Here is a 13,829-nt window from a genome sequence, read left to right as displayed (position 1 = left end):
TGCGGGACGGTCCTACGGGAACGCGGGAGCTTACTTCAGGTCCCTTAGTTAAATCCAAGAATGCCGCATCGGATTCATGAAATCCGAATCTTTAGCTCTCGACCTCCACCCACCTCTCGAACTGCTGGTATTTTCTCTGGATGTAGTGAAAGATCCCTTCGGGCAAGGCCACGATGAACACGACCAGTGAGAGTGCATAGACTACGGTCCGAAGGCCGCCAAGGCTGCGCAATGCCTCGGAAAGCGGCACCAGTATAAAGGCTCCCATGAGCGACCCGGCGAACGTCCCCATACCACCCACCACTGCCGATGCTAGCGGAAGTATGGAGTAATCGAGGGCGAAGGCGGGCATGCCCACAAATCTGTACACATGCGTCACGTAAGCGCCACAGAACGCAGCCACGCAGCCGGCTACGAACAGGGCCTGGGCCTTGAGCCAATATATGTTTATCCCCGCGCTCATGACGGACCTGTCATTGTCCTTAATGGCCTTTAGAACCAAACCGTAATCAGTGGTTACAAGCCTTCTGAAGCCGAACAGGGCAACACACAGCACGGCCAGTAGGATGTAGATCTCGACCAAGGGGTTCCCGATGGATTGCAACCCGGTAAGTCCTTCAGTGCCGCCGAGCATGCCGGTAGCTTCGATGACCCGCTCCAGCATCAGGGGCAAAACAAGGGTAACCATAGAGAAGTAAACCCCTCGTAGTCTCAGCACGGGCAGCAGGCAAACGGTGCAGAGCGCTCCTCCCAGGACGGTAGCCAGAGGTATGGTTGCCCACATGGGCAGTCCCAAATAGTGGTCCAGAGAACCCGCCACGTAGGCCCCGACCCCAAAAAACAGGGCCTGCCCAAGAGAAACCATGCCCGCTGACACGAGAAAGTCCCAACTCATGGCCAGCAGAGCGAAGACAGCTGTGGAGATCAGGACCTTTTGCCAGTAAACGGGCAGGACCAAAGGAAGTATGATGAGTGCGATCACGGGCAGAACCGGCGGCACTGCCACGTAAAGCATCTCGCGATAAGACGTCAGTGCGAAAACGTCATCAGACCGCGCCTTTATTCCTCGATCAATCCGCTCTTTTCTTCCTCGTTTCACCGTGCCACCGTGAAAATGGGATTTCCGACGTCGTCGAAAGTATTACTGAAGCCCACCCGCGTCATATGCGCTCCTCCAGTTCCTTCTGCTTGCCGAACAGACCGGAAGGCTTGACGACCAGGATTATCAGGATAGCGACCAGTGAAACGATCATCTTCCAGTGCGGTCCTGAAAGCACATCCGTCAGCATCTGGGCATATCCGATTAAGAAAGAAGCCACAACCACCCCGACGGTGCTTCCCAGGCCGCCTATGATGCAGACCGCCATAGCGTTAATGAGGACATCATATCCTTCATTGACGGATATGGTCCCTCTGGGAAGGATAAGAATGGCCGCAACAGCCGCCAAACCCGAACCGAAGGCGACGCTGATCCCCGCGATTCTATCCGAATTGATCCCAAGTGAAAGAGCCGTCCGCTCGTCCTGAGCTATTCCCCGGAAGGCAAGCCCCAGCCTGGTGTGATGCGTAAAGACGTAGAGCCCCGCGGCCAGAGCTATCCCTACGCCTACAATCCAGAGCCTTTGGTGATCGATGTAGGTATCTCCGATCATCACGCTGCCGTCCGTGAATACCGGCAAAGTGTATTCAAAGCCTGTGTAGCCGAGGTATCGGAACATTTCGAGAATGGCCAATCCCACTCCGAAAGTGGCTATGACCTCGGAAATGACCAGTCCCCTGACCCGCAGCAGAACAAACCTGTAAAGGACAGCGCCGAGCGCGGCGGTCAACAGCACGGCAAGGATCGCGGCAGGAACAAACGGGATGGACAGCTTATTTATGAAAATCCAGACGGTATAGCCCGCTAGAACATACATCGCCCCATAAGCAAAATTGGAAACGCCGCTGATCCCGAACGTGAGGCTGAACCCAAGGGCTATCAGGGCCAGGATAATGCTGTTGACGAACCCGTAAATAAGAGTGACTTCAAGCATGGTTATTTGCCCACCTTCATAACCGCCATCAGCCTTTGCAGTATGGCGGGCACGGCCCGCCCTACGGGCCTGCGCTGCACGTAGGGGCGGTTCGTGAACCGCCCGCAATCAGGGCGCTTCTCGAAGCGCCCCTACATGAGGAATTCCGCCGGCAATAGTTTTGAGAAAGTCTCCGAATCGCAGGGCTACTTTCTCTCGTCCCTCCGGGACGAACTAGGTCTGTAAAAAAGACTGTCGTTTGTGGAGGTCCTGGAGGAGGCCCTTTTGCACAAAAAGCCTCCCCGGTGCTTTCCTATTTTTTGCCGGCCTTGATCCAATCCGGCAGTTTGACCTTGCCTTCCGCCAGGGACGCGGGGAAGACTATCTTTTGCTTGCCGTCGTCCGTCCACTGGAATACGCATCCAGTGGCGGTCTTGGTCGGGTCGTCACCGTATATGACCTGTCCGCCTTCATCGAATTTGATTCTGCCGATTGCGCCCTGGCGATCGGTCTTTTTTATTTCCGCAACTACCTTGTCGGGATCGAGGCTCCCAGCACGCTCGATCGCTTCGGCCAAAATGTACACTGAATCGTATGACGGCCCGGGACCATGCCCTGATTCTACGGGCACGCCGAATTTCTTCTTATAATCGTTATAGAATTTCATGGACGGGGGGTATTTGTCCGAAGCTATACCGCTGCCGAGTTCGTAGTTGCAGTTGAGCAGGCCACCGATCTTGCCGTCGAAGGTTTTCCACGCGCCGGGTCCGGTCATCGGGGAGATAAACCCTGAAACAAGAGCGGGTATTTTCATGCTCTGCCACTGCTTGAGCAGTATGCCGCTCTGAGGCATATCGAATATGGGCAGTATGATCTGGGCCCCCTGCGTCTTGGCTTTGACAAGGCCCGCTGAGAAGTCCGACGCCCCTGTGGGATAAACTTCCGTCCCCACGCTTTCACATTTGAATTTGTCCGTGGCAACTTTGGTGGTCCCTCCAGCGGTTAAGCGTGCCCACTCAACGTCCTGGTGCATGGCGTAAAATTTCTTGAGCCCGAATTCTTCGTTGAGGAATCCGAGGGTCTGTGCAAGGTATCCCACCAAATACTTGGCATTCAGGCATACTCGGAAACAGTATTTGTACTTTTCCGGATCTTGTTTTACCTTTTCCTCAGATTTTGGGGACATAGCGATAGTCCCAAGCATTGGGACCTTGTACTGGGCGAACAAATCCATTGCGGGCAGCAATGCTTCCGATCGGAAAGGACCCACGAGGATTGCGCTCACCTTTTTCTCGGTGATGATTTTCTCAATACCCAGCAAGGCCTCCTGCACAGGCACACCCGGTGAAGAATCCCTGATGTCGATGCTTTCGATCTTTATGGGACGCTTGACGTCTCCTACTTTTACGCCTCCCTTGGCATTGATTTCCTCAACGGCCATCTCGACGGCCTTGAGGGCCTCTTTACCCTCTATGGCGGTCAGTGACGAGGGTACACCCACAAGAATCGGGTCCGCTGCCATGGCGGGTATGATTGTCCAGGTTAATGAGATTATGCACGCTGCTACGACGATCAAAAGCCTTTTCATGCCTTTCCTCCCTGCTAACTGGAAACACGGTTGGTGAAACCACAAAGCCGGCCATTGAACAAATCACTGCACAGGGCTGCGATGCAAATCCGGTGCAACTTTTCTGTTTGCGTCCTTATCATTGTGACATTTTCCCGATCCGAAGCGGAACCCTCGGGAGTCAAAAAGATTTGGAGAAGAAACCGGCCCTTGCGCCAAAGATTATCGTCGAAGCTTAGTGTCTTGCTAGGAAAGTGTCAATCTGTAAAGAAGCACCACGAAAGTACTGCTGAGTTCAGATCACTGAACCTCAGATCAGACCCCCAGGTTTTAGTGTTATGACAATTTTATCATTTTTGAAGTCTGGGTCAATCAGGTAAATGCTCCATTTTCTCGCGAGAAATCCTGCATGGTCTTATGGGGTCTGTGCGGGACATTAAAACTTTAAACTGAACAGCGTGTCTTGAATTAAGTTCTGCGGCATGAGCAATTTGCCAGAATGACGCTTGCTGGGTAGGAGGATAGATCATGGACCTTATTCCAAGAGCCCTTTGCCGGCGATGCAGCTCTGACCCTCTTCAGAATAGCTCTGTAGCAGTGTTCCCGCAGTCGTGGGTGGCGAAACAGCGCAGCAAAGCGGTCTCCCAACTGCGGACGTTCCGCGGGATGTCACTCCTCGAAATGATAGATGATCGACGATTCTCCCGGTAAGTGATTAATTGCCTTTGGAATGCTACTATCATTGAGAAGCGAGAGCACGATATGATAACATTATCGTGGATTCTTCAAGCGCTTCGGCGCCGAAAACCACCTGTTGATGCGCGCACTTGTAGCCCCCCGTGAGGAAATAGCAATGGATCGGAAACATCGAATTGTCATAGCTGAAGATCACACGATCCTCCGGGAAGGCCTCCGGGCGCTGCTTGCTACACACCCTGATTTCGATGTCGTGGGAGACGCTGAAGACGGCCTTCAGGCTATACAATCCGTTAAGAGCCTAAGTCCCGATGTGGTGATCATGGATCTGTCGATGCCAAAGATGAATGGCGTGGGGGCCATCAAAGAAATCAAGAGAGTGGCGCCTGACACAAGAATCGTTGTTCTGACCGTTCACAGGAATGAGGAGTATATTCTTGCAAGCTTCCAGGCCGGCTGTCACGGGTACGTCCTGAAGCATGCAGGCCATGAGGAACTTGCCTCAGCAATTAGAACGGTCCTGGATGGGCAACCCTACCTGAGCCCTGCTGTTTCCGCCGTGGTATTGGAAGCGTATTTGGAGGGGCAGAAGGGTATGAGCTGCCATTCACCATTCCGAACGCTGACCGCAAGAGAGACAGACGTACTGAAATTGATAGCGGAAGGTTATAAGAACAAGCAGATCGCGGACCTTTTAGGTATAAGCGTTAAGACGGTGGAAAGGCATCGCGCTAATCTGATGAAGAAGTTGGATCTGCACACGGGGGCAGCATTGGCGGCTTTCGCTCTGGAAACAGGGCTTATATGCTCGGACCAGAGGCTTTGAGGGGCCACGACGCCTTTATGGAAGTCCCAACTCCGGGCTCTGTCTCGAGACGGAACTTACCTCCTGAGAATTCCGTCCTCTCTTTCATACTGGAAAGTCCGAATCCCTTCCCGCTGCCTGTGCTGGAAGCAGTCGCACTATCATCTATTCCTTCCCCGTTATCCTTAATCAGCAATTCAATTCGGTCTTTTCGCTTTCGGAGAGCGACGTGAACTCGCTTGGCCCGGCTATGTCTCGTCACATTGTTCAAAGCCTCCTGGGTTATTCGGAACATGACTATCTTGAGCGATTCAGGAATTTCCTGTTCTTCCAGCTCGATGCGATTATCGAGGAGAATGCCCGAATATGTGTTCTGAAATCGCCTCATGAACCATCTTAGTGTGGCAACCAGGCCGAGGTCGTCAATAATAAAGGGCCGCAGATCAACTGCTATTCGCTGAACCTCTTCGACGGTACTCTCTGCCATGGGCAGCAACATTTCCAGTCGCCCGGCGATTTCGGAGCCGGGGACCTCCCGGATTTGCTTCAAACAAGTCTCTATCACGAACTTCATGGCAGAAATTGATTGGCCGATTCCGTCATGAAGTTCTTGAGCCAATCTTTTTCTTTCATCTTCTTGCGCCCGAAGCAGTTGTGCGGAAAGATGGCGCAATGCATTTTCCGATTGTTCGAGTTTTTTTTCAGCCTTAACTCTATCAGTGATATCGAGAAGTGTACCTATCACAGCAGGCCTGGCTCGGTAGTCCGTGCGGGAGCCATAAACCTCGATGTGGACGACTTCCCCCGTCGGCTTTATGCCTCTGAAACGGTAAGTGATGGATTCCAATTCTCCGAAGATTCGCTTCCTCAAGTTCTCGTTGACGAGTGGCCAGTCCTCAGCCCAAACGACATCCTTGGGGCCTCTTACATCAACCAGTTCGGACACTTCGTACCCGAAAATCCCAGCCATCTTGGGATTTACGTAACGGAATAGATCATCTTGTATAAGGTAGACTCCCATCATGGATTTTTCCGTAATTTTTCTGAACATCGTCTCGGACTCGCGCAAAGCTTCTGAGACTCCTCTCCGTTCGGATTCCAATTGCTTCAATTTGGCCACCTCGCGTTTAACGCGAGCCAATTCCTTAGCCAATTCTTCCTTGGTCTGTAGACTACTTCTCACCAGGACATCCTATGGTAGATGGGCTTTGGCCGAGTAGAGTCAAAAAGTGTAAGTCGCACTGATCCCTGTCATGAACAGATGATGCCGCGAGTCCAAAGAAAACCTGGTCGATCCCTGCTGAGCTTGGACTTCCGTGGCGCCTCCGGAAAGCTGCAAGAAATCGTAATTCGCGAACACACCGAGCAGCGCGTTTGGACTTAAACGCCGGGACCACTGGAAATAGGACTCAAACCAGATCCCCGTGACCGAATGGCCTTCGATATTGGTCACGGCCCCCTGGACTCGCCTCTGCGCGTCCAGCCGTGTAAGGGCCAAAGGAGAGAAAAGAATGTCGAGCCTCACCACAGAGCCCATCATGGCGCTATTGGCGTAATAGACCCCCAGGTAAGGAATATGCACGTGAAAATGATCTTCGGAAGTTCCGGCAGGTTGTCCTACCGTCTTGGATTGGTAATCAAAATTGTTGTATCGGTACCCGGCCACGAGGCCCGCGGTGTAAGGCATTCCGCCCAGACCGAAATGATAGATCGCGGAAAGGTCCGCTCCCACATATTGGCCAAGACTATCCCAGGAGCGGGTTGAGCCATTTAAGTAGAAATCGCTGCGAATCTGGAAAGGGACGTTGATCCATCCCTGAATTCGCACCGCGAGGTCCTCCATGACAAAGGTTTCGCCTTCCAGGCCGAACACCAGCCCGTCCAAAGGCACCTCTCTCTTGCTGGGAGGAATATTGGCGTTGTCGCCGTCTCTCAGACGGATCTCGTTGAAACCGAACAGATACCCGAATCGGCCTTCCACCATGGATTTTTTCTTGGCCGACTGCCAATGCCCAACAATGGGGCCACCGAAATGGACCGGTCCGCCACCCAGGCCTGGTCCCGCGGCCAGGAAGAACAAAACCCCTACCATCACGGCCAGGCCGGTGAATCTAGACCACGATTCTTTGGGACCATTCGGATTCAATAGGCTGCTGCTCCAAGTAAGCTCAGTAAAGGCGTTTTCTTTGCCCAGTGCCTGACTCGAAAGCCGAGGTTCGTAAAGCCGGGTGGGACCGGGCCTGGTACCAATGCTTTTCGATGTGTAACGGCCTAGGCGAGAATTGTCAACATTTATAGCAGGTGCCGAGTAACCATTCACGTGTCCGCGGACGCTTCACCCACGTGAGCAAGAAATTTCGCACTGCAGAGAATAGGCACGGCGCGGCCGGCCCATGACATCGTTGTCTTCGGGGCTGCCGAGTGCTATTATCAGCGATTACCTCTAAGGAAACCACACAAATTATCGAGGAGCTTTTCAATGGGGCAGGATCTGTTACCCAAGGCGTACGAACCAGCGGAAATCGAAAAAAGATGGTACGCGTTCTGGGAAGAAAAGCAGCTTTTTCACGCAGGCGACAATAAAACCGGCAAGGAATATTCAATAGTCATCCCGCCTCCCAATGTTACCGGGTCCCTCCATATGGGTCATGCCTTGAACAACACGCTTCAGGACATCTTGATCCGTTACAAGCGCATGAACGGCTTCAACACTCTTTGGATGCCCGGCACGGATCATGCGGGCATAGCCACTCAAAACGTGGTGGAGCGGCAACTCGCGGAGCAAGGGCTCAAGCGTGAAGACCTGGGCAGAGACAAATTCATCGAGCGAGTGTGGGACTGGCGGCATCATTCGGGCGGAGTCATTATAAATCAGCTCAAAAGGCTTGGGTCGTCTTGTGACTGGGTTCGAGAGCGCTTCACGATGGACAAAGGGCTCTCACGTGCGGTCCGAGAGGTCTTCGTTCGTCTTTACGAAGAGGGCCTCATCTACAGGGGAGACTACATCGTCAACTGGTGCCCGCGATGCCATACCGCGTTGTCGGACCTGGAAGTGGAACATCACGACGCCCAGGGACATTTGTGGCACATCCGTTACCCGATTGAGAATTCGGAGGAGTCGGTGATTGTGGCCACCACCCGGCCGGAGACCATGCTGGGGGACACCGCGGTGGCGGTCAATCCGGAAGACAAGCGTTACTCTCACTTGATAGGAAAATACGCCATCCTGCCGACGGTAGGCCGACGGTTGCGGATCATAGCCGATCCTATTGTAGCCACAGAGTTCGGGACCGGCGCGCTTAAGGTGACCCCTTCCCACGACTTAACTGACTTTGAGCTTTCCCTTAGGCACAACCTGGAACATGTCACCATCATGGACCCGCAAGGGCGGATAAACGAAAACGGCATCCATTTCGCGGGAATGGATCGCTATGATTGCCGAAACGCCATCGTGGCGGAACTCGAACAAAAGGGATACCTCGTCAAGATAGAGCCCTACGTGGTAAGCCTTGGAAGGTGCTACCGTTGCAAAGAAGTGGTGGAACCGCTCATATCCAAACAATGGTTCGTAAAAGTGGCCCCCCTGGCCGAGCAAGCACTCAAAGCCGTTCAAGACGGGCGCACGCGAATCATTCCCGAACACTGGACAAAGACCTACTACGAGTGGATGAACAACATCCGGGATTGGTGCATTTCCCGGCAGATCTGGTGGGGGCATAGAATACCCGCGTGGACCTGTCAGGACTGCAACGAAGTGATCGTGGCACGGGAAGATCCCAAGGAATGCCCGTCATGTAAAGGCTCACGGCTGGTCCAGGAAAGCGACGTTCTCGACACATGGTTTTCGTCGGCTTTATGGCCGTTTTCTACTATGGGTTGGCCTGACAACACGCCCTTGCTGGGAACCTTTTATCCCACGTCCTGCCTCGTTACCGGGTTTGACATTCTCTTCTTCTGGGTTGCCAGGATGATGATGATGGGGCTGAAGTTCATGAACGACGTCCCGTTCAAGGACGTTTACATCCACGCCCTGGTGAGGGACGAGCAGGGCAAGAAAATGAGCAAGTCCCTGGGAAATGTCATCGACCCCCTAATGGTGATGGATAAATTTGGGACCGACGCGTTCCGCTTCACTTTGGCTGCGCTGGCGGCTCAGGGTCGAGACATACGGTTGTCGGAATCACGCATCGAAGGCTATCGCAATTTCATGAACAAGATATGGAATGCGGCCCGATTTGCATTGCCGTACCTCGATGAGAACCCCGCGGATTTTTCCTTGGATAGGTTTTCGGACTTCTCTCTTACGGAGCGATGGATCCTCTCGCGACTCAATAAAACCAGCCAGGAGGTTCATCAGGCTATTGAGACCTATAGATTCAATGATGCAGCCCAGACGCTCTATCACTTCACATGGCATGAGTTCTGCGACTGGTACATTGAAGAGGCAAAGATACCTCTAAATGGCAGCGTCCCGGAGGAGACCCGCCGCGCCGCGGCCGTACTGCACCACGTGCTGGATTCATTGTTGCGCCTGCTTCACCCGTTTATACCGTTCATCACCGAAGAAATAGCTTCCAAGGTTCCGGCTCACGGTGAAACCATAATGCGCGGCCCCTTCCCGGCTTATGATGATTCCAAAGTAGATGATGAGGCCGAACGCCATATGGGGACACTCATGGGCTTGATCACCGCGGTGCGCAGTATCAGAGCCGAAATGAATCTGCCCCCGTCAAAGGCCCTGCGCGTGCTTGCCGTTCCATCATCCGAAAACGAACGTACGCTTGTGACATCCAATAGCGAAATGGTTATCCTGCTAGGAAGAATGAGCGAATTGAGCGTGGCGTCGCCCGGCGAGAATACGGAGCCGCCTCACATGTCGGCTACAGCCGTTGTCGGAGACATGCGAATCTACGTGCCTCTAGGGGGCATTGTCGACCCGGACGCTGAAATCGCAAGGCTGGAAAAGGAATTGGCCAAAGTCGAAAAAGAGTTCGAGGCCGTGGACAAGAAGCTGTCCAACGAGAATTTCCTTTCACGCGCTAATCCTGAGGCTGTCGAAAAACAGCAGGAAAAGCGTGCGGAACTGTCCGCGAAACTCTCAGGCCTCGGTGACGGGCTGCAAAAAATGCGCAGCCTCAAGGGAGCTTGAGGCTCGGAACGAAGGAATTGCGGGGAGGCCCTTTTTGTAACAACTGCTGCGCGCAGGGAGATAATCCGTCTTTGTGCCGGCTCAACCGCTGTGGTAACCGGGGCGACTCGAAGGAAGATGTGGCCGCCCGCCGAGGGTACCCGCACCCCTCCCCAAAAACTTCTGTATGCTGCTCTCTGAGTCGCTTCCGCCAACGGCGCAAGCGACTCAGAGAGCAAAATATCGAGTTTCTTGAAGGTGGGCCAGAGGTCCAGTGTCCCGCGGGATTACGCCAGAAAGGTCCCCTCCAAATTCTAGATACCAGGAATTCATGCGAGAGCCCCCTAAAACAAGTGCTGAATTGACCGGAAGACTCACAATCTATCAGGAAGCGGAATCGACCCAGGACCTGGCCAGAGAGATGGCTGTCCGGGGGGAACCGGACGGCACCGCAATCATGGCCTTAAACCAGACTCTGGGTAGAGGCAGGGCCGGCCACACCTGGATCTCACCTCCAGGGAGGAACCTGGCCTTGTCCGTGATACTCAGACCTCGTGTCGCGGCAAAGGAAGCCCCTCTTTTGGGGCTCGCGGCGGCAGTGGCCGTCGCAGAAACCGTTGAAAGCAGAGGTGTTCCACGAGCGGAATTGAAATGGCCCAACGACGTGCTGGTGCAGGGTCAAAAAATATCGGGCATACTGTCGGAAGCCTCGATCAACAGCAACACCGTCGAATTTGTGATCATCGGAATCGGTTTGAACGTGAACTCGGTGAAAAGTGATTTTCCGCACGATTTGCGTTCCTCGGTAACGTCATTGTTGACGGTCACGGGAAGGCAATCCGACCTTGAGGAAGTCGCGCGGGAACTTCTGAGAGCTTTGGGGCATCTATATGACCGAGTACAAAGAGAAGGCTGCGGATTCGTTCCCGACCTCTGGGACGCCCGCTGGGCCCACCGGGGTTTGGTCCTGGTTCACGAGGAGGGGTCCGGAATTGCAGAGGGTATAGATGCGGACGGATCTCTTCTGTTGAGAGACGACCGGGGCAGCCTGATAAGAATTGCGTCCGGCGACGTTGAACCTACAGCATGATGTGAGATTGTCCGATTAGGTCAGGATTGAGGCTGGTTCCAGGCAAGGAATAAGCACATGACTCGAGGAATTGCTAGATGGATTTGTGCGCAATCTGCTGTAGTAGCGATTGCTGCCGTACTCTTCTGTGCGGCTATTAGCGCATTCGGTCTTGTGTGGGCAAACGCTCCGAGGCTTGAATCCTTCCTTAATTGGGCGGTCGAGAAATACGATGTCACGCTCCCGCAAATCACCTTCAAGAACGGCCACGCGTCCATACGGGAAAAGCAGCCATATATCATAGACACAGGCGGTGAAAAGGACGTGGCAATAGTCATCGACACTCGAGACGGCAAGGAGAACGAGGCCCCGAATTACCTGAAGGAGGCCGACTCCGGGGTTGTGCTGACGGGAGAAAGCCTTGTCACCAAGGATCGAGGTCAGATTCGAATCATCTCGCTGAAAGACATGCCGGATTTCGTCTTCAATTCGCGGAATCTTCAGGACTTGCTGGACCAATTCTTGCCCACAGTGATTTGGTACGGCACAATTGTGGTGATCCTTTATTTTTTACTGATGAAACCGTTACAAGTGCTGATTTTAGGCCTTATCCCGTATTTCGGAGCGCAAACCTACTCGGTTGCACTCACGTTTGGACAAGCGATGAAGATCGCGGCCATCGCCATGATACCTCCTGTGCTCCTGGATACCCTGGTTCAATTCGCGGATACTCGGCTCCCCTTCGCGTTTGTCCTCTATTTCGGCCTGTATATAGTACTCCTATGCCTGGCGGTCAGAGATCTAGTCCGGAGCCCCGAGAGGCAGACCGACCCGACCGCAGGGCTCACCCCTTCGTAAAGGCGATACCATGTTGGAATATTTTTTGTGCGTCCTTGGAATGGTGCTTGTTATTGAAGGCATGCCTTACTTTGGCTTTCCCGAGAAAATGAAGGCGTTCATGCAATACGTCCAGGAACAGGACGATACCACTCTGCGGGTCATGGGCGGGCTAACAATAGCTATCGGGGTGCTGATAGTCTACCTTGCCCGAAACGGGCTGTGTTATCTATGAAGATAATTTCCAGGAATCAAGGAGAAAGCGATCCTGAATCAACCCGGAATCCTATCCCCGCACCTTACCGCCTCTCCACCTATCGGTATCAACTCCCCGACAACCTCATTGCACAGGAGCCGAGCCGCGTCAGAGACGCCTCGCGTTTGATGGTCCTCCATCGCAACACGGGCGAAGTGCGTCATCACTCTTTCAGAGAACTCCCCGACCTGCTGCTGCCATCGGATCTTCTTGTAATCAATGAGACCCGTGTTACCCCCGCGGCCCTCTTCGGACGCAAGCCCAGCGGTGGCCGTGTGGAACTGCTCGTTTTGGACCCGGCCAACCGCTGCAACAAGTCTTACTCTAACGGATCGGCCTGCCGAGAGTGCCTCACCAGAAGCAGCAAGCCGATAAAGCCCGAGACCAGGATATCGCTGGACAACGGCCCTGAACTGACAGCAGCGGAAACCGTTTCCCCGGGCCGGGTTCAAATGATTTTCCCCGTGCCTGAGGAAGGCCTGCTGGGCTTCCTTGAAAAATACGGTTCCCCTCCCCTCCCGCCGTACATAAGCACAGACAGCCGAGATCTCGATCGCGACAGATCCAGATATCAAACGGTATACGCGAGAATTGCCGGCTCAGTGGCCGCTCCCACGGCAGGGCTTCACTTCACGGAAAACCTGCTCCATGACTTGTCGCTCAAAGGCATCCGGGTAGTTCCTATAATCCTCCATGTGGGGCCCGGGACATTTGTCCCGGTCCGGAACGAAGACATTCGGCTGCACCGAATGGAGCCGGAATTCTACGAAATCCCGGATCAGACAGCCGAAGCCATCCAAAAGGCCCTTCATGAGGACCGGCGGGTGATCGCGGTGGGGACGACCACAGTCAGAGCGCTGGAATCAGCCGCCGCGCTCGGCAAATTGCCACCGGGAAAGGGAGCCACGGAGCTTTTTCTCAAACCTGGTTACACCTTTAAAGCGGTCCAGGGCCTCGTGACCAATTTCCATTTGCCGGGATCCACTTTGCTGATGCTTGTATGTGCTTTTGGAGGGACAGAGTTTGTTATGAGCGCGTACGAGGAAGCGGTACGGGAAGAATACAGGTTCTACAGTTATGGTGATGCGTGCCTAATAGTTGGTAATTATTAATAAAATGTGGCCCAAAAAAAGGCGGGACCCCCTCCGGGGCATCGGGTAGGATGCGTGGCGAGAGTCTCAGGAAGGTTTATATGGTAGGACTGATGCAGGTGAGGACCTTCTAGTGGGATACCCCGTACTTGTCAAGTTTTTTTTATAAAAAAGATTCATCCACGCGTGATAACAGGGACATCGCGGGGTGCCGCTGTAAAGTGGATGTCATCTCTTGGTACTAACCTGATTTATCAATCCGATATCTACGCGCGGAATCACAGTTTAAGAAACTATCATAATTAATTGATTGAATTAGGCAACATACATTTAGATTGCCATGTTGATTAATTAATCTAATATCAATT

At 53.4% G+C, this 13,829-nt stretch carries 11 protein-coding genes; 6 read left to right on the top strand and 5 right to left on the bottom strand.

The genetic code is table 11. From position 1 onward, the window contains the following. Positions 1-91: 91 nt before the first annotated feature. The 3 genes from HY913_11855 to HY913_11845 form a co-directional block, all read right to left on the bottom strand. Positions 92-1,099, bottom strand: a complete 1,008-nt coding sequence (locus HY913_11855; protein MBI4963962.1) for a branched-chain amino acid ABC transporter permease — start codon at positions 1,097-1,099, stop codon at positions 92-94. A gap of 61 nt (positions 1,100-1,160) precedes the next feature. Then, positions 1,161-2,033: a branched-chain amino acid ABC transporter permease gene (locus tag HY913_11850; GenBank protein ID MBI4963961.1), complete on the bottom strand. Its 873-nt coding sequence runs from the start codon at positions 2,031-2,033 to the stop codon at positions 1,161-1,163. 292 nt (positions 2,034-2,325) lie between these two features. Then, a complete protein-coding gene (locus HY913_11845) occupies positions 2,326-3,600 on the bottom strand; it encodes an ABC transporter substrate-binding protein (protein ID MBI4963960.1) in 1,275 nt (424 codons plus the stop codon). An 832-nt stretch (positions 3,601-4,432) separates the two neighbouring features. Here HY913_11845 and HY913_11840 point away from each other — a divergent pair. Continuing rightward, a complete protein-coding gene (locus tag HY913_11840; GenBank protein MBI4963959.1) occupies positions 4,433-5,101 on the top strand; it encodes a response regulator transcription factor in 669 nt (222 codons plus the stop codon). On the opposite strand, the gene HY913_11835 is transcribed toward HY913_11840, so the two are convergent. Further along, complete coding sequence (locus HY913_11835) at positions 5,076-6,263, bottom strand: PAS domain-containing sensor histidine kinase (protein ID MBI4963958.1); 1,188 nt, start codon at positions 6,261-6,263, stop codon at positions 5,076-5,078. The two genes, HY913_11840 and HY913_11835, sit on opposite strands and share 26 nt — an antisense overlap. Positions 6,264-6,302: 39 nt before the next feature. Continuing rightward, positions 6,303-7,226, bottom strand: coding sequence for a hypothetical protein (locus HY913_11830; GenBank protein MBI4963957.1), 924 nt, complete (start codon positions 7,224-7,226; stop codon positions 6,303-6,305). A gap of 333 nt (positions 7,227-7,559) precedes the next feature. On the opposite strand from HY913_11830, the gene HY913_11825 reads away from it, so the two are divergent. The 5 genes from HY913_11825 to queA all read left to right on the top strand — a co-directional run bounded on the left by HY913_11825 (position 7,560) and on the right by queA (position 13,482). Further along, on the top strand, positions 7,560-10,229 hold the full coding sequence (locus HY913_11825) for a valine--tRNA ligase (protein ID MBI4963956.1): 2,670 nt from the start codon (positions 7,560-7,562) through the stop codon (positions 10,227-10,229). 310 nt (positions 10,230-10,539) lie between these two features. Continuing rightward, positions 10,540-11,298 (top strand): biotin--[acetyl-CoA-carboxylase] ligase, encoded by a 759-nt coding sequence (locus HY913_11820; GenBank protein ID MBI4963955.1) that lies wholly within the window; start codon positions 10,540-10,542, stop codon positions 11,296-11,298. A gap of 57 nt (positions 11,299-11,355) precedes the next feature. Continuing rightward, positions 11,356-12,135, top strand: a complete 780-nt coding sequence (locus HY913_11815; protein MBI4963954.1) for a DUF1189 family protein — start codon at positions 11,356-11,358, stop codon at positions 12,133-12,135. Between the two features lie 13 nt (positions 12,136-12,148). Continuing rightward, positions 12,149-12,349 (top strand): DUF2065 domain-containing protein, encoded by a 201-nt coding sequence (locus HY913_11810; GenBank protein MBI4963953.1) that lies wholly within the window; start codon positions 12,149-12,151, stop codon positions 12,347-12,349. Continuing rightward, complete coding sequence (gene queA / locus HY913_11805) at positions 12,346-13,482, top strand: tRNA preQ1(34) S-adenosylmethionine ribosyltransferase-isomerase QueA (GenBank protein MBI4963952.1); 1,137 nt, start codon at positions 12,346-12,348, stop codon at positions 13,480-13,482. The genes HY913_11810 and queA overlap by 4 nt, the downstream gene beginning before the upstream one ends. The last annotated feature ends 347 nt before the right edge of the window (positions 13,483-13,829 follow it).

The sequence above is a fragment of the Desulfomonile tiedjei genome (assembly GCA_016212925.1).
Classification (GTDB): domain Bacteria; phylum Desulfobacterota; class Desulfomonilia; order Desulfomonilales; family Desulfomonilaceae; genus JACRDF01.
The sequence above is the reverse complement of the archived record's forward strand: the minus strand, read 5'-3'. Positions and strand labels throughout refer to the sequence as shown.